Below are 16,454 nucleotides of genomic sequence, written 5' to 3'. Positions count from 1 at the left end.
ATAAGGGGAAGGGGGTATTGCGCCTAAAGTCGTCGGAATGGGGAAAGAAACGCACATGACGCAAGTCCGGAAGCTCGTGCGTGGCACGGGGTTCGCTGCCGTTGCGGGCCTGTGCGCGTTTGCTTTCGCCGCCATCGGAAGCCCGTCGATCGCGTCGGCGAAGAAGGCCAAGACCGCCGCCTCGCAAAGCGGATCGCAAGGTGGCGAAGATTCGAAGCTCTCGCCCGAAGAGCAGAAAAAGAAGGCGTCCCGACAGGCCTATGATGCCGGACTCAAGGATTTCGCGAACGGCCGCTATCAGCCCGCGATCGAGCAGCTGTCGAATGCGCTGACCACGGGCGGGCTTTCATCGCCGGAAATGGCGAAGGCGCTTTATACGCGCGGCGTCGCCTACAGAAAGCAAAAGCAGCCCGGGCAGGCGATTTCGGACCTGACGAGCGCGCTCTGGCTGAAGAACGGTCTCAGCACCGCCGATCGCAACACAGCGACGGCCGAACGGGCCGAGGCTTACAAGATGGCCGGCATCCAGGACACGGGCAAAGGCCCCGAGCGGGTCGTCGGCACGCCAATCGCAGCATCGACAACACCGGCTGCACCATCTGCGGCGCCGGCGGCAACGCCGGCATCCGGGCCCAACGCGGGTTCGGCAGGATTGTCGGCGGCGGCGATCGCACAGGCGGCTGCAAACAACGGCTCAGGCGACGCCAGCGGTGGCCCGGTCTCGCGGCAAGACCCATCGAGCAGCGCAGCGCAGGATGCGGCTCGGGCTCGCGCAGCCTACGCGCCGGTCAATTCGCTCGCGTCGTCCTCGGTGACGTCAAGCCCAGCGCCCGCGTCTCAAACGACTGCGTCTGCGCCAGCACAATCGGGGTCGTTCGGCTCGGGCGTGACGGGATTTTTCTCGAACATGTTCGGCGGTTCGTCTGCGGCACCGGCTGAGGCTCAGGCGCCATCCGGCGTGACGACGGCTTCGACCGGCGCGGTCGCGGAAACGTCGAGCTGGACCAATGCGACGGTCGTCAACGAAGGCAGCGCCGCGAAGTCCGGGGGCAAATCTCAAAAAGTCGCCGCCGTCTCGCCGAAACAGGGCGTCGCCACAAAGGGCAAATACAAGATCCACATTGCGGCTGTCCGGTCGCGCGCCGAGGCAGATGCGCTGGCTCAGCAACTCGTGGCGCAGCACGGCGCTGACCTCGCCAACCATGTCCCGACCGTCGATGAGGCGGTTATCGGAAGCATGGGCACCTTTTATCGGGTGCGCATCAACGGCTATGCTTCGCAGGAAGAGCCGCGTGGCCTTTGCGACAAGCTTCGGAGTAGTGGCCTAGACTGCCTGGTCGTGACAAACTGAGGGAAGCCCGATCTCCGTCGGGAGGCTGGCCCGAGTAGGAGACTATGAGCGCACCCCCGTCCGATCCAAACCCGGAACGCCGCTCCAGCCGTCAAAGGGATGCGGAGGCAGCGCAACTCACCGAAGGCCTGAAGCGGCTCGCAAGCAGCGAGGGCAAGACCGGCTGGCGGCTCGGTTCGCGGTTCCGAAATGCGTTCCTGACCGGTCTCGTCATCGTCGGTCCGGTGACGATCACGCTGTGGATCATGTGGGGCGTGATCCACTGGGTCGATGCGTGGATCAAGCCGCTTCTTCCGACGACGTTCAATCCCGACACCTATCTGCCGTTTCCGTTGCCGGGACTTGGGCTTGTCGTCGCGATCATAGGTTTGACGGTTATCGGAGCGCTCGCGGCCAACCTGCTCGGGCGAACGCTCGTCTCGTCGGGCGAGCTGATGCTGTCGCGCACGCCGATCGTGCGGAATGTCTACGGCGCGCTGAAGCAGATTTTCGAAAGCGTGATCTCGACGACAGGCCCGAACCAGAGCTTCCAGAAAGTCGGGATGATCGAATTCCCGTCGAAGGAAATCTGGAGCCTCGTCTTCGTCACCGGCGAGACGTCGGGCGAGATCAAGGATGTGGCGCCGGGCGGGACGAGCGATCTGCTCACCGTCTTCATGCCCACAGGCATCGTGCCGCCGACGGGGTTCATCTGCTTCGTTCCGCGCGAGAACGTCGTGTTTCTCTCGATGACCGTCGAAGAAGCGGCCAAGATCATCCTGTCGGGCGGTATCGTGATGCCGAACGTGGATGATAAAATGCGGCGCATCGGGGCGGGTTCGATGCCGGACTCGCGGTTTCCGTTCGGGCGCGGAAAGAAAGCTTAAGCCGCGCGAAACAGGCGCACGGCCTCATCGCATTCGAAAACATACAGCAGCGTGCGCAGCGCTTGTCCGCGCGGCGAGGTGAGATTGGGATCGCTGCCAAGGATCAGCGCCGCATCATCGCTCGCAGCGGCGAGCAGCGTGTCGTAGCCCGGCACCTCGGCGACGCGAAAGCCCGGTGCGCCGCTCTGTCGAGCGCCGAGAATTTCGCCGCCGCCGCGCAATTCCAGATCCTTTTCGGCGATCTTGAAGCCGTCTTCGGTCTCTTCCATCATTTTGAGACGTTGCCCGGCCGTCTCTCCAAGTGGCGCTTTGTAAACGAGCATGCAGAACGACTCGCGCGACCCGCGCCCGACGCGGCCGCGCAGCTGATGCAATTGCGCGAGGCCGAAGCGCTCGGCGTGCTCGATCACCATGATGTTGGCGTTCGGCACGTTGACGCCAACCTCAATGACCGTCGTCGCGACGAGGATCTTGATCGCGCCTTCCGCGAAGGCAGCCATCGTCTCGTCTTTTTCCTTGGCCGAAAGCGCGCCGTGCAGAAGGCCGACGCCCTCGCCGAAAATCTGCCGGAGATGCGCGAAGCGTTCTTCCGCCGCGGCAAGGTCGGTCAGCTCGGAACTTTCGATCAGCGGGCAGACCCAATAGACCTGCGCCCCCTCGGCGAGTTGTGCGCGAATGCGTTCGACGAGGCGTTCGAGCGATTCCAGCGGCAGCGCCTTCGTCGTGATCGGCTTTCGTCCCGCGGGTTTTTCCGTGAGCTTCGAAACGTCGAGATCGCCGTAATGGGTCATCAGCAGCGTGCGCGGGATCGGAGTCGCCGTCATAACGAGGACGTTCGTATCGTTATTCGCGCCTTTTGCCTGTAGCGCGAGACGCTGATGCACGCCGAAGCGATGCTGCTCGTCGATGACGGCAAGGGCGAGGTCTTTGAACACGACGTCGGATTGAAACAGCGCGTGCGTGCCGATCAGGATGTCGGTTTCGCCGGATGCGAGACGCTCAAGGATCGCATCGCGCACCTTGCCTTTCTCGCGGCCCGTCAGCAGCGCGATCCGCAGTCCCGCGGCTTCGGCGAGCGGCGCGATGGTTTCCTGATGCTGGCGCGCGAGGACTTCCGTCGGCGCCATCAAGGCGGCCTGCGCACCCGCTTCGATCGCGACCGCCATCGTCATCAGCGCGACCACAGTCTTGCCGGAGCCGACGTCGCCTTGCAGCAGGCGCAGCATGCGATGCGACGCCGCGAGATCGTCCGAGATTTCAGCGAGGGCCGTCTGTTGCGATCCGGTCAACTTGAACGGAAGCGCGTCTGCAATTTTCTGCCGGATGTCGCCTTTGCCGGTGAGACGCCGTCCGCGCTCGGCTTTCATATTCTGACGTACGAGCGCAAACGCGAGTTGCCCGGCGAGAAGCTCGTCATAGGCGAGGCGCTGCCACGGGCCTGCGCCGTTCGAAACATCCGGCGCATCGAGCGGCCGATGAATGCGATTGATCGCGGTTTTGAAGGCGGGCCAACCGCGCGCTTCCAGCCAGCGGCTGTCCTGCCATTCGGGAACATCGGGAACGCGATCGACGGCCTGACGCGCGGCCTTGACCATGATCTTGCCCGACAGTCCGGCGGTCAGCGGATAGACCGGCTCGAGCATCGGCAGATCATCGCGCGCTTCCGGTGCAACGATATAGTCGGGGTGCGCCATCTGCAGGGCTTCGCCGTAGCGCTCGATCCGTCCGGAGACGAACCGTATCTCACCCTCGGGAAGCTGCTTTTCGATGAACTTTCGTTCGGCGTGGAAGAAGACGAGATCGATGCGCCCGGTGTCGTCCTCGCAGGTGACTTTGTGCGGCGCCTTCCGGTTGCCGCGCGGCGCGGGCTTGTGCTTCAGCACGCGCAGCTGCAGCGTGACGATGCTGCCCGGAACTGCGGAGGCAAGCTGAGGCTCGGCGCGCCGGTCAATGACGCCGGTCGGCATATGCCAGAGAAGGTCGATGACGCGCGGTTCGGTGACGCCCGGCAGCGCCAGGCATTTCTTCAAAAGCAGGATGAACCGCGGGCCGATCCCGGAGATCGTCTGCGCCGACGCGAACAGCGGGTTGAGAAACGAGGGACGCATCGTCGACTTCGGCTTGCCATTGAGGAATTTCGCGCCCCGCCGCCGGTTTTGTGGAGAGCACGGCGATCGGAACGAAGGGTCGCGGCAATACGCACCGGCCTTCGCGCTAGGCGTCAAGGGCGGCGGGCGCTATAGGAACCCTTCGCACGGACGGCACACCGTGGCGGCTGATCGCTTTCCAGTCAAGCCGCGAGGGGCCGCACACCCATTTGCCATGCAACCCGGATTGACGATGGCGGACGATCTCGATGTGCGGCGGCGGCGAGCCTCCTACCGCGCGCATCACCGCGGCACCAAAGAGATGGACCTGCTGGTCGGGCGCTATGCCGATGCCCGCATTCCCGCGTGGCCCGAGGAAGCCGTGCAGCACTTCGAGAGGTTCCTGAACCTTCCCGATCCGCTGTTGCAGGCGTGGATTTTTTCCGGCGAGCCTGAAAGCGGCGAGTTTCAGGATCTGCTGAACGATATTCGCGTTTTTCACCGGCTCGCCGCTGGTACAGACTGATACTTTGCAATGACCGATCAAGTGCAGAGCTCGCGGGTGATTTTTTCCGGCGTCCCGGAAGGGTTCGACGGCCGCGTCCTTGCGGACATCACACGTGCCGCTCGTGGTGGCGATCAGCCGGGTCTGCACCTGCACGTCGTGCGCGACGACAGGCGGCTCGAAGAATTGCAGGCGGCCGTCGCGTTCTTCGCGCCGGACATCGCCGTCGTGCCGTTTCCGGCGTGGGACACGGTGCCCTACGACCGCACGAGCCCCAATGCCGAGATCGTGGCGCGCCGCATCACGACGCTCGGACGTCTCGCGATTGGCGGACGCAAGAAGCCAACGCTCGTGCTCACGACCGTCAACGCCATTCTGCAGCGCGTGCCGCCGAGGAGTTTCATCCGGGGTGCGGTCAAGACCATCGCTCCCGGCCAGCGCATCGATCCGGCGGAGCTGATCCGCCGTCTCGAATCCTATGGCTACGATCGCTCGAGCACGGTGATGGAGCCGGGCGAATACGCCCAGCGCGGCGGCATTCTCGATCTCTATCCGCCGGGGCGCAGCAATCCGATCCGCCTCGACTTTTTCGGCGACACGCTCGAAAGCGTCAAAGCATTCGACGCCGAAACACAGCGCTCGATGAAGCCGGTGCCGAAGTTTTCGCTGATGCCGGTCAGCGAAGTCGCATTCGGGGAAGCGGCGACGGCGCTGTTCCGAACGCGTTACGTCGCGCTGTTCGGCGGCAACACCGGCGACGATCCGCTATATGAGGCCGTCAGCAGCGGGCGACGCTATCAGGGCCAGGAACACTGGCTGCCGTTTTTCCATCCGGCGCTCGAAACGCTGTTCGACTATCTGCCCGGCGTCGGCATCAGTTTCGATCATATGGCGGACGAAGCCGTCAAACGTCGCTTCGAGCAGGTGCGCGAGCATTACGAAGCGCGCGTGGATTCACTTGAAGGGCAACGCTTCGGCGCACCGCCGTATAAGCCTGTGCCGCCGGATCAGATGTTCCTCGACGGCAAGGACTGGGCGTCGGCGCTCGATGCGCGCACGGTTTCGCGGCTGACGCCGTTCGACGATCCCGGCACGTCGAACGTCTACCAGATGAAAGGCCGTCGCGGCCGGACGTTCGCGGCCGAGCGCGCCGATCCCGACAATAACGTGTTCGACGCCGTCGTCGGGCACATCCGGCGCATTCACGCGGACTCGCGGCGCGTCATTCTCGCGGCTTGGACGACGGGTGCACGCGAGCGGTTGATCACGCTGCTCGCCGATCACGGCCTGAAAGACGCGGAAAAGGTCGAAAGCTTCACCGAGGTTCAGGCGCTGAAGCCCAACGCGACGGCGTTCGCGGTGTTCGGCATCGAGGAAGGCTTCGAGACGCCGGACTTCGCCGTCATCGCTGAACAGGATGTGCTGGGCGATCGCCTCGTGCGTCAGAGGCGGCGCGCGCGCAAGGCGGCCGATGTTCTGACGGAGGCGACGGCGCTTTCGGTCGGCGACCTCGTCGTGCACAGCGATCATGGTATCGGCCGTTTCGCAGGTCTACAGACGATCACCGCGCTCGGCGCACCGCATGATTGTCTCGAGCTTCACTACGCAGGCGGCGACAAGCTGTTTCTGCCCGTCGAGAACATCGAGCTTCTGTCGCGCTACGGCGCGGACGAGGGCGATGCGCAGCTCGATCGCCTGGGCGGCGTCGGCTGGCAATCGCGCAAAGCCAAACTCAAGAAGCGGCTGCGCGAGATCGCGAACGAACTTATCAAGATCGCGGCGCTCAGAGCCTTGCGCGAAGCTCCCGCGCTCGTGCCGCCGACCGGCGCTTACGACGAATTCGTTGCGCGTTTCCCTTATGAGGAAACGGAAGATCAGGCGACGAGCATCGAGTCCGTCCTTGCCGATCTCGCATCCGGCAAACCGATGGACCGGCTCGTCTGCGGCGACGTCGGCTTCGGCAAAACGGAAGTTGCGCTGCGCGCCGCGTTCGTCGGCGCAATGAACGGCTTGCAGGTTGCCGTCGTGGTGCCGACGACGCTTCTGGCGCGTCAGCATTTCAGGACGTTCACGCAACGCTTCCAGGGATTGCCAGTCAAGATCGCGCAGGCGTCGCGCATGGTCGGCGCAAAAGGGCTGGCGGACGTGAAAGCCGGGCTCAAGTCCGGCGACATCGACATCGTCGTCGGCACGCATGCGCTGCTCGGAAAAACAATCGAGTTCCAGCGGCTCGGCCTGCTCATCATCGACGAAGAGCAGCACTTCGGCGTCAATCACAAAGAGCGCCTCAAGAAGATGCGCGAGGACGTGCACGTGCTGACGCTGTCGGCAACGCCAATCCCGCGCACGCTGCAATTGGCGCTGACGGGCGTGCGCGAGCTTTCGCTGATCACGACGCCACCCGTCGACCGCATGGCGGTGCGCACGTTCATTTCGCCGTTCGATCCCGTTATTTTGAAAGAAGCGCTTAGGCGCGAACGCTTCCGCGGCGGACAGACTTATTACGTCGCGCCGCGCATTTCCGATCTCGACGACATTTCGGAATTTCTGCGCGAAGCGGTGCCCGATCTCGTGTTCGCGCGTGCGACGGGGCAAATGTCGCCGACCGAACTCGAAGACGTAATGACGGCGTTCTACGAAGGCAAATACGATATTCTGCTGTCGACGGCGATCGTCGAGTCTGGCCTCGACGTTCCGAACGCCAACACGCTCATCCTGCATCGCGCCGATATGTTCGGCCTCGCGCAGCTTTATCAATTGCGCGGCCGCGTCGGGCGATCGAAGACGCGCGCCTATGCCTACATCACGACGCCGCCGGACAAAAAACTGACCGAAGGCGCGGAGAAGCGGCTCAAGGTTCTGCAGTCGCTCGATACGCTCGGCGCAGGCTTCTCGCTCGCGTCCCACGATCTCGACATTCGCGGCGCGGGCAACCTGCTCGGCGAAGAGCAGTCGGGTCACATCCGCGAAGTCGGCTTCGAGCTTTATCAGTCGATGCTGGAAGAAGCGGTCGCCGCGATGAAGGGCGGCGAGATCGAGGCCGACGACAAGTGGAGCCCGGAGATCCAGCTCGGCACGTCGATCATGATCCCGGAGGCTTACGTCACCGATCTACAACTTCGCCTTGGTCTCTACCGGCGCTTGTCGAGTCTCGAAAAGCGCTCCGACATCGATGCGTTCGCCGCCGAGCTTGTCGATCGCTTCGGCTCGCTGCCGGACGAGGTCACGCATCTGCTCGACGTCATGGAGATCAAGGGCCTTTGCCGCGCGGCCGGCATCGCGAAAGTCGACGCGGGTCCGAAGGGCGGCGTGATCACGCTGCACAAGGGACGCTTCGCAAATCCGGAAGGCCTGATCGCGTTCGTGCAGAATTCGCGTGGCGCGCTCAAAGTGCAGCCCGACCAGCGGCTCGTCTATCGCGCCGATTGGGATCTGCCGGAGTCGCGTCTCAAAGGCGTTCGCGCGCTTATCCAGAAATTCGCCGAGCTTGCGAGCAAGACCAAGCAGGCGGCTTAAGACTTACCATCGACGAGTGACGGCAACGCGAGTGCCTTGCGTTGAATCTTGCCGTTGGGCGTGCGCGGCAGACGTTCGACGAAAACGATCTCGCGCGGAATTTTGTAGGCTGCGAGATTCCTGTTCGCGAAATCCTTGATCGCTGAAGCATCGCGCGGCGCGCCGTCGGCTGCCACGACGAACGCTGCGATGATGGAGACGTCGCTGCGCACGTGAATTTCCGTGCAGGCGACTTCGGCGACGCCCGGGCAGCGTGCGAGCGCCGCTTCGACTTCGAGTGGGGACACGCGATAGCCGCCCGCGTTCATCAGCTCGTTGGCGCGGCCGAGGTGCGAGATGTAGCCGTCGTCATCGATCGAACCGAGATCGCCGCCGGTGAACCAATCGCCGCGAAAGACTTCGGCTTCTTCCTCCGGGCGCTTCCAGTATCCGAGCATGAGACCCGGATCGGAGCGGTGGACGGCGATGAGGCCTTCGCGGTTCGGCGGCAACGGCACATCGTCGCCTTCGACGGCAAGGATGGCGACCCGGCGTCCGGCTTGCGCCTTGCCGACCGTGCCCGTTTTGTGCGGCACCGACGGGCCTGTCGAAATGTAGGTCGAGATTTCGCTCATGCCGAGGGCTTCATAGAGCGGCAGGCCGGTGACGGATGTCCATTCCTCGATCAATCCGGGCGGCGGCGTCTCTCCGGCCATCAGGCCGTGACGCAATTGGCCGAACGCACCGGGCTTCGGGCTCGCGTATTTCAGGATCTGACGATAGATGCCGGGCACCGCCGCGAACAGCGTCGCGCCGGTTTCGGCGATCACGTTCGGCCAAAGCTCCGGCGCTTTGTTCCCTATGCAGACGATCGCCGTCGCGCCGTTGGCCCAGGGATCGGTCAGGCCGACGCCGAGCGTGAACGTCCAGTTGAATGCGCCCGCGTGCAGCATGCGGTCGTCGGAGCGGATGCCGTACCAGCCTTGATACATCGGCCGGCGGCCCAGCGCCGAGCGATGCGCGTGCAGGACGCCTTTCGGCCGCGCGGTCGTGCCGGAGGTGTAGATCAGGAATGCCGGATCGTCGCGCTGGGTCGGCGCATAACCGTCATCCGTGTCGCGCGCGATCATGGCTGCAACGTCATCACGCGACAGGATGACGATGCCGTCTCTTGCGACGCCGTGCAGAGAGTCGGCGGTTGCAAGAGCGGCCGCGCCACTGTCATCGAGAAGTGCCGCAAGCTCGGAGGCGGCCAATTGATCGGACAGCGGCAGAGCGATGAAGCCGCCCGCCATCGCGGCGAAAAACATCAGGGCGGATTGCGAGGAATTGCCGAGCCGGATTCCCATGCGATCGCCGCGCCGCAAGCCTTTCGCCGCAACCCCTGCAGCCAAGTTCCGGACCGCGCGGTCGAGTTCGCCGAATGTCCAGGTTTCCAATGGCTCGCGCGGATTTTCGACGTCGCAAACGAGCAGCGCCGTCTTATCAGGCATCGCGCGCGCGTGGCGGCCGATCGCATAGTCGGCCATGTTGAAGGCTTCGGAGACTGTCGGCATCACTTGCTTTCGACCCACCACGTATCGACGGCATAGCCGAAGAGCGGCGTCTTTTCAGGATGTTTGAGCTTCGCCCAATACGCGACCCACTGGCGAGGCGTGTAGAAGAGGGGAACGACGTAATCACCCGACAGCAGCACGCGGTCGAGTGCGCGCACGGATGAGATGAAATTCTCTTCCGTCTCGGCTGCGAGCATGGCGTTGATCATCGCGTCGGCGGCGGGGTTTTTCACGCCCGCGAAATTGAATGAGCCCTGCGCGTCGGCGGTTTTCGCCGACCAACGGAACAGTTGCTCGTTGCCTGGCGACAGCGACGACGGCCATGTGTTCTGGATCATGTCGTAGTCGTAGCTCGACAGGCGTTCCTGATACTGCGCGCTATCGACGACGCGGACGCGCGCGGCGATGCCGAGCGGCGCCAGGCTTCGCGTATAGCTCAGAAGCAGCGCCTCTTGAGCGTTGCTGTTGGCCAGAATTTCGAATGTCAGCGGCTGTCCGGTTTTGCCGTCGACCAACCGGTCGCCCTTCAGGACCATCCCGGCTTCGGTCAGTAGCTTGAATGCAGCTTTCTGATTTTCGCGATTTCCGCCGCCGCCGTCGCTTTCCGGAAATTTATAGGTTCCGGCGAGGAATTCGGGGCGAACGGCATCAGGGTAGGGCGTCAGCAATTGCCGTTCGTAAGCGTCCGCTGGGTGGCCCGTCGAAGCGAGGTAGGATCGCTCGAAGTAGCTCGTCGTGCGCTTGAACAGGCCGTTGTACAGCGTGCGGTTCGTCCATTCGAAATCGAACAGCGTCATCAGGGCGCGGCGCACGCGCGGATCGGCGAACACGGCGCGGCGCGTGTTGAAAACCAGTGCCGTCATGCCAGCAGGAAGGCCAATCGGAAATTCGGCCTTGATGATGCGGCCATCGCGGACGGCCGGAATGTTATAAGCGTCGGCCCAGCGCCCGGGGTCTTCTTCGAGTCTCAGATCGAGGGTGCCCGAGCGAAATGCTTCGAGCATGACGGACGCGTCGCGGAAATAGTCGAAGCGGATTTCGTCGAAGTTGAAGCGGCCGCGATTGACGGGAAGGTCCTTGCCCCAATAGTCAGCGTCGCGCGCGTATGTCAGCGAGCGTCCGGCATCGACGCGCGAGACCGTGTACGGGCCGGAGCCGATGAGCGGCGTCATCGTGGAGGAATCGAACTGCTCCGGCGTCATCGCACGGGCTTTGAAGACGGGCATCACGCCGAGGATGAGCGGCAGCTCGCGATCGTCCGCATCCTCGAACGTGAACCGGATGCCGCGGTCGCCGACTTTCTCGACTTTCGGAACCTTGGCGAAATAGGTGCGGTGATTGGGGCGGCCCTTCGTCTTCAGAAGCTCGAACGATGCGATGACATCGTCTTGTGTCACCGGCTGGCGATCGGAAAATTTCGCGGCAGGGTTGAGCGTGAACGTGACCGACTTGCGATCCTCGGCAACGTCGATCGTTTCCGCGAGCAGTCCATAGAGCGTGAACGGCTCGTCGAGGCTGCGCGCCATCAGGCTCTCGACCGCGAATTCGCGAACGCCGGACGCAGGGACGCCCCTGACGATCAGCGGATTGAGGTTCTCGAAAGAGCCGAGAACGCCAAGGGTGAGTTTGCCACCCTTCGGCGCCTGCGGATTGACATAAGAGAATGCCGCAAAGCCATCGCCGTACCGCGCCGTGCCGTGAAGCGCGATGGATGGCTGGGGCGCCGCCACGGCCGGGTGATAGGCCAAGGTCCCGAAGATCAGTGCCGCGAAAAGCGAAAATTTCCCGAATGGCATACCGGCACCTAAAAATCGATCGACCGGCCGAAACCCATGCGAGCAAGTCCTGGCGGCGAGATGTTTTTTCGCGACGCGGAAGTTTTCTATCGGGGCATGACAGGGCTTGTCTAGCTTGTCGCAGTGGCATGGGCGCAACGACCACATATTGCGAGATGCATCCACCAGTTGTTGAGCCATCCGGCCACGGGATTGCCGCAATCCGAGCCTTACTCGGGCTCCGAACGGCGGGGTGCCGGGTCTAACGCAGAACAGGGACATACCGCTGCGTACCGAGGATAGGGGCCGGAATTCCGGCAGGATAGCACAAGCGAGGATTGTTACGTTGATGGCAAACGCGGTATTGCGCACGGGCGGCAGGGCGCTCGTTTCCGTCTTGGCTTTGGTCGCGGCAATGTCCGCAGCCTCGGCGCAGGATGCGGAAAAGGAAATTCAGATTACGCCGAAGAAGGTTCAGGCGGCGCCCGCCGCTAAAGCCGCGCCTGCTGCGAAGGCCGCTCCGGCGAAAGCTGCGGCGCCTGCGGCTGCCGGTGCCGCCTCGGCCGCTGCCAAAAGCGCCTGGGTGAAGCTTTGCGAGAAAGCCCCGGTCGCGAAAAAGGACAAGGACGGCAAGGAACAGAACGAAGAGAAGCAGCTCTGCCTGACGCATCATGAGCGCCTTGACGGCAACACGGGCATGGTTCTCGTTTCGGCGGCCATTCGCCAGATCGAAGGCAGCCCGAAAAAGTCGCTGATGATCATGGTGCCGCTCGGCATGGCGATCCCGCCGGGCCTGCGCGCCGCCGTGTACAGCAAGGAAGATTGGGCAAAGGCGTCGAAGAACGAAAAGGTCGACGAAGCCAAGCTGAAGCCGATCGAACTGCACTACTCGCTTTGCCACCCCGCCGGCTGCACGGCCGAAACGGAAGCGACGCCTGATATCCTCGATCAGATGTCGAAGGGCGGCGGCATCATGGTGCTGGCGATGAACGCAGCGGCTCAGCCCGTCGGCTTCCCGGTTCCGCTCGACGGCTACAATGAGGCGGCTGCCGGACCTCCGGTCGACAACAAGAAATACGCAGAGGCTCGCGGCGCGCTGATGCAGCAGATCCGCGAACGTCAGCAGAAGATGGCCGAGCAGTGGAAGGCCAACGAGATGAAGAACCTTCCGCTCGATGCGCCTGGCGCTCCGCCGACCACGACGGGCTCTACAGCGCCCAAGGCTGCGCCGAAGCAGAAGTAAGCGCCCAAGCTCAAACGAGTTACCGAGCCGCTCCGGCACCGCCGGGGCGGCTTTTATTTTGTGAAGATTTCTACCAAAGCGCGAAACGGCTATCCGGCGCTGAGGCGACTGTAACCCGACTGCTCAGTTGGCCGACCGTGGCCGCAGCCGATATGTGCCGCCGGCGTCGCTGATGAAGCGGTCAGAAATATCGGGATGGCGAAGCGGCGCCGACGTCTCGTCGAGCAGAAGATTCTGCTCGGAGACGTAAGCGAGGTACGTGGTTTCGTCGTTCTCGGCGTAGAGATGATAGAACGGCTGATCCTTCCGCGGACGCACGTCTTCCGGGATCGACAGCCACCACTCCTCTGTGTTCGCGAATTCCGGATCGATGTCGAAAATCAACCCGCGAAACGGATAGATCCGGTGGCGCACCACCTGACCGATCGCGAACTTTGCATGCCGAATTGAACCCATAGCCCAAATGTGTGCCGGTTGAGCCGATCTCGCAAGAGGGCAGACGGGCGGATCGTCAGAGCGCCCCGTAAAGCGCCGCCCGCTCCGGATCTTTCGACGCGACGATCTTCGCCAGATCGACAATGACCTTGGCCTGTTTCCAGGTTGCGTCGTCCTGCATCTTGCCGTCGAGCATGACGGCGCCGGTGCCGTCGGGCATCGCGTCGAGAATGCGCTTGGCGAACTTCACTTCGGCCGGATCGGGCGAGAACACGCGCTTGGCGATGTCGATCTGCGAGGGGTGCAGCGTCCAGGCACCGAGGCAGCCCTGCAGGAACGCGTTGCGGAACTGAGCCTCGCAGGCGGCGAGATCCGAAAAATCGCCGAACGGGCCATAGAACGCCTTCAACCCATATGCCTGGCAGGCGTCGACCATCTTGCCGATCGTGTAGTGCCAGAGATCCTGCTGGTAGAAGGTCCGCGCCGCGGCTGCGTCTTTGCCCGGGTCAGCAAGGACGCCGTAGTCCGGATGGCCGCCGCCGACGCGCGTCGTCTTCATTCCGCGCGACGCGGCAAGGTCAGCCGGTCCAAGGCTCATGCCGTGCATGCGCGGCGAAGCGGCCGCGATCGCTTCGACGTTATTGACGCCTTCCGCCGTTTCCAGAATGGCATGGATGAGGATCGGCTTCTTGACGCCGTGCTTGGCTTCGAGCTGCGCGAGAAGCTGATCGAGGTAATGGATGTCCCACGGACCTTCGACCTTCGGCAGCATGACGACGTCGAGCTTGTTGCCGACGTTCGAGACGATCTCGGTCACGTCGTCGAGCACCCACGGCGAGTTCAGGCAGTTGATGCGCGTCCAGACGCCGGTTGCGCCGAAATCGTTGTCGCGCAGCATCTGGATGAATCCCTTGCGCGCGTTCTCTTTCTGATCGAGGGGGACGGCGTCTTCGAGGTTGCCGAGCACCACGTCGACCTGCGCCGCGAGATCCTTGATCTTGGCCCGGATCTTTTCGTTGTGCGGCGGAACGAAGTGGATCATCCGTTCAAGGTTGACGGGGAGCGTGCGGAATGGCTCGGGTGCGCCGATGGCGAGAGGGGCGAAGTGCTTAGCGGGCGTGCGTGTCGAGGCCATCGGCAGCGATCCTGTTCGAGTTCTGGGAAAATTTGGCCGCACCATTGGGCGTCATGGCGCCTATGTCAATTGGGCACTCTTTACGTTTCGGGCGGCCTTGGCGCGGGCTTTTGCCGTTCGTTAATGGGACCGGGCCGAACAAACGCACGTTTCATTGAAATTGCAGCATGCTGATCCCGGAACTAAGGTGCAATCGGCTTGACAGGTGAACGAGGCCGCGATGATCGATGTCACCAACCAGCCGCCACCGCTCGAGAATTACAATCTCTTTGACAGCGATGCCGTGCTGCGCGAGGCGGCCGGCCGCGAAGGTGCGAGCTGGGCGGAAAGCTCGCTGCATGCGCTCGGCGCGCGTCTCGGCAGCGCGGACGTCATAGCGCTGGGAGCGGAGGCCAATCGCAACACGCCGACGCTCCGCGCTTTCGATCGCTCCGGCGCGCGGATCGATGAAGTCGACTTTCATCCGTCATGGCATGCGCTGCTCGGTCTCGCGATGAAGGCGGGGCTTCATTCAAGTCCGTGGGCGGAGCCGAGGCGCGGCGCGCATGTCGCGCGAGCCGCCGGATGCTTCATGCTCGCCCAGATCGAAAGCGGCGTCTACTGCCCGGTTTCGATGACCTATGGAGCGGTGCCGACGTTGAAGCGCGCTCCCGACATCGCCGCGGACTGGCTGCCGCGCATATTCTCGCGCTCTTACGATCAGCGCTTTCGCCCAGCGCCGGAAAAAACGTCGGCGCTGGTCGGCATGGCGATGACGGAAAACCAGGGCGGCTCCGATCTCCGCGCCAACGTCTCGCGCGCCGAGTTCTCTGAAGCCGATGGAGAGCGCCGGTATTATCGCCTCAACGGACACAAGTGGTTCATGTCGGCACCGATGTGCGACGCGTTCCTCATGCTGGCGCAGACGGACGCAGGTCCGACGTGTTTTCTCGTGCCGCGATGGAAGCCCGACGGCACGCGCAACGCGATCCACATTCGCCGTCTCAAAGACAAGCTCGGCAATCGCTCGAATGCGTCGAGCGAAGTCGAATTGGTGAATGCGCACGCGGAACTTCTCGGAGACGAAGGGCGCGGAATTCCGACCATCATCGAAATGGGCAATTACACGCGGCTCGACTGCGTCATCGGTTCTTCGGGACTGATGCGCCAAGCCGTGGCGCAAGCCATTCATCACGCCCGCTATCGTACGACATTCCAGAAGCATCTCGTCGATCACGCGCTGATGAGCAACGTGCTGGCCGATCTCGCGATCGAAGCCGAGGCGGCGACGCTTCTGGCGCTGCGGCTTGCGCGCGCTTACGACGAGGACAGCGAGGAGGCGCTGACCTTCCGCCGCGTCGTGACGCCTGCCGCCAAATTCTGGATCTGCAAGCGCGCGCCGGCGTTCGCGGCCGAAGCGATGGAAGTCCTCGGCGGCAACGGTTACGTCGAGGATTTTGGGCTCGCCCGCATTTATCGCGAAGTGCCGGTCAACTCGATCTGGGAAGGCTCGGGCAACATCATGTGTCTCGATGTTCTGCGCGCGCTCGCGAAGGCGCCGCTCGCGGCCGCCGTGCTGGCTGACGAAATGCGCGACGCGGCAACGGCCGATCGCCGTCTGGCGCAATTCCTTGCGCGGATGCAGGCGACCGCCACATCCGTTGGCGACGAAGCGCAAGCTCGTGTTTTCGTCCGCGATCTCGTCGTCGCGCTGCAAGCATCATTGCTCATTCGGCATGCGCCGCAGATCGTGGCCGACGCATTCTGCGCATCACGTCTCGACGGCGGTTCGGGCGCATTCGGCATGCTTCCGCCAAGAGTGGACACGCGCCGCATCGTCGAGCGCGCCGCGCCCATGTTGCGTTAAGCGAATGTTATTGCTTCGCGACAAGTCTCGTGCGGCAAGGATCGCGGCGGAAAATAAAGCGCTGCAGACCTGCAAAATGCGATGCCACATGATGATCAAAGTTCGAGGCTAACAGGCGCGGATGAGCATGTATCTCGTAAGCAAAGCATTGAAAGCGCGT

General features: G+C 63.2%; 11 protein-coding genes. 6 read left to right on the top strand and 5 right to left on the bottom strand.

The window, feature by feature from the left end; translation table 11 throughout:
• Positions 1-55 precede the first annotated feature (55 nt).
• Together HYPGJ_RS06320 and HYPGJ_RS06315 are read left to right on the top strand one after the other, a co-directional pair.
• Positions 56-1,351, top strand: coding sequence for an SPOR domain-containing protein (locus HYPGJ_RS06320; RefSeq protein ID WP_244466027.1), 1,296 nt, complete (start codon positions 56-58; stop codon positions 1,349-1,351).
• Positions 1,352-1,395: 44 nt separating this feature from the next.
• Positions 1,396-2,217, top strand: a complete 822-nt coding sequence (locus HYPGJ_RS06315; RefSeq protein WP_046846361.1) for a DUF502 domain-containing protein — start codon at positions 1,396-1,398, stop codon at positions 2,215-2,217.
• On the opposite strand, the gene recG is transcribed toward HYPGJ_RS06315, so the two are convergent.
• Positions 2,214-4,325, bottom strand: a complete 2,112-nt coding sequence (gene recG, locus HYPGJ_RS06310) for an ATP-dependent DNA helicase RecG (RefSeq protein ID WP_046846360.1) — start codon at positions 4,323-4,325, stop codon at positions 2,214-2,216. The two genes, HYPGJ_RS06315 and recG, sit on opposite strands and share 4 nt — an antisense overlap.
• Before the next feature lie 232 nt (positions 4,326-4,557).
• Between recG and HYPGJ_RS06305 the strand changes: the two genes are divergently transcribed.
• Positions 4,558-4,830 carry a succinate dehydrogenase assembly factor 2 gene (locus HYPGJ_RS06305; RefSeq protein ID WP_083984071.1) on the top strand — a complete coding sequence of 91 codons (273 nt, stop codon included), beginning with the start codon at positions 4,558-4,560 and terminating at the stop codon, positions 4,828-4,830.
• Between the two features lie 9 nt (positions 4,831-4,839).
• Positions 4,840-8,325 carry a transcription-repair coupling factor gene (gene mfd, locus HYPGJ_RS06300; protein WP_046846358.1) on the top strand — a complete coding sequence of 1,162 codons (3,486 nt, stop codon included), beginning with the start codon at positions 4,840-4,842 and terminating at the stop codon, positions 8,323-8,325.
• Here mfd and HYPGJ_RS06295 read toward each other — a convergent pair.
• A complete protein-coding gene (locus tag HYPGJ_RS06295; protein ID WP_046846357.1) occupies positions 8,322-9,860 on the bottom strand; it encodes a class I adenylate-forming enzyme family protein in 1,539 nt (512 codons plus the stop codon). The two genes, mfd and HYPGJ_RS06295, sit on opposite strands and share 4 nt — an antisense overlap.
• Entirely contained in the window at positions 9,860-11,656 is a 1,797-nt protein-coding gene (locus HYPGJ_RS06290; protein WP_046846356.1) for an extracellular solute-binding protein, read from the bottom strand. The genes HYPGJ_RS06295 and HYPGJ_RS06290 overlap by 1 nt, the downstream gene beginning before the upstream one ends.
• A gap of 328 nt (positions 11,657-11,984) precedes the next feature.
• Between HYPGJ_RS06290 and HYPGJ_RS06285 the strand changes: the two genes are divergently transcribed.
• A complete protein-coding gene (locus HYPGJ_RS06285; protein ID WP_046846355.1) occupies positions 11,985-12,878 on the top strand; it encodes an invasion associated locus B family protein in 894 nt (297 codons plus the stop codon).
• Between the two features lie 123 nt (positions 12,879-13,001).
• Here HYPGJ_RS06285 and hspQ read toward each other — a convergent pair whose 3' ends face one another.
• Both hspQ and HYPGJ_RS06275 read right to left on the bottom strand, forming a co-directional pair.
• Positions 13,002-13,334, bottom strand: coding sequence for a heat shock protein HspQ (hspQ, locus tag HYPGJ_RS06280; RefSeq protein WP_013215624.1), 333 nt, complete (start codon positions 13,332-13,334; stop codon positions 13,002-13,004).
• A 55-nt stretch (positions 13,335-13,389) separates the two neighbouring features.
• Positions 13,390-14,448, bottom strand: a complete 1,059-nt coding sequence (locus HYPGJ_RS06275; RefSeq protein ID WP_046846354.1) for a CoA ester lyase — start codon at positions 14,446-14,448, stop codon at positions 13,390-13,392.
• 220 nt (positions 14,449-14,668) lie between these two features.
• Here HYPGJ_RS06275 and HYPGJ_RS06270 point away from each other — a divergent pair, with 220 nt between their 5' ends.
• Positions 14,669-16,294, top strand: a complete 1,626-nt coding sequence (locus HYPGJ_RS06270; RefSeq protein ID WP_046846749.1) for an isovaleryl-CoA dehydrogenase — start codon at positions 14,669-14,671, stop codon at positions 16,292-16,294.
• Positions 16,295-16,454 lie beyond the last annotated feature (160 nt).

The sequence above is a fragment of the Hyphomicrobium sp. GJ21 genome, assembly GCF_001006785.1.
In the GTDB taxonomy this organism is placed as follows: domain Bacteria; phylum Pseudomonadota; class Alphaproteobacteria; order Rhizobiales; family Hyphomicrobiaceae; genus Hyphomicrobium_B.
This window is presented reverse-complemented; position numbering and strand designations above follow the sequence as displayed.

Bases quoted from the DNA above. Each gene is read 5' to 3' on its own strand.
- HYPGJ_RS06320 (WP_244466027.1), top strand. From the start codon at position 56: ATGACGCAAGTCCGGAAGCTCGTGCGTGGCACGGGGTTCGCTGCCGTT.
- HYPGJ_RS06315 (WP_046846361.1), top strand. From the start codon at position 1,396: ATGAGCGCACCCCCGTCCGATCCAAACCCGGAACGCCGCTCCAGCCGT.
- recG (WP_046846360.1), bottom strand. From the start codon at position 4,325: ATGCGTCCCTCGTTTCTCAACCCGCTGTTCGCGTCGGCGCAGACGATC.
- HYPGJ_RS06305 (WP_083984071.1), top strand. From the start codon at position 4,558: ATGGCGGACGATCTCGATGTGCGGCGGCGGCGAGCCTCCTACCGCGCG.
- mfd (WP_046846358.1), top strand. From the start codon at position 4,840: ATGACCGATCAAGTGCAGAGCTCGCGGGTGATTTTTTCCGGCGTCCCG.
- HYPGJ_RS06295 (WP_046846357.1), bottom strand. From the start codon at position 9,860: ATGCCGACAGTCTCCGAAGCCTTCAACATGGCCGACTATGCGATCGGC.
- HYPGJ_RS06290 (WP_046846356.1), bottom strand. From the start codon at position 11,656: ATGCCATTCGGGAAATTTTCGCTTTTCGCGGCACTGATCTTCGGGACC.
- HYPGJ_RS06285 (WP_046846355.1), top strand. From the start codon at position 11,985: ATGGCAAACGCGGTATTGCGCACGGGCGGCAGGGCGCTCGTTTCCGTC.
- hspQ (WP_013215624.1), bottom strand. From the start codon at position 13,334: ATGGGTTCAATTCGGCATGCAAAGTTCGCGATCGGTCAGGTGGTGCGC.
- HYPGJ_RS06275 (WP_046846354.1), bottom strand. From the start codon at position 14,448: ATGGCCTCGACACGCACGCCCGCTAAGCACTTCGCCCCTCTCGCCATC.
- HYPGJ_RS06270 (WP_046846749.1), top strand. From the start codon at position 14,669: ATGATCGATGTCACCAACCAGCCGCCACCGCTCGAGAATTACAATCTC.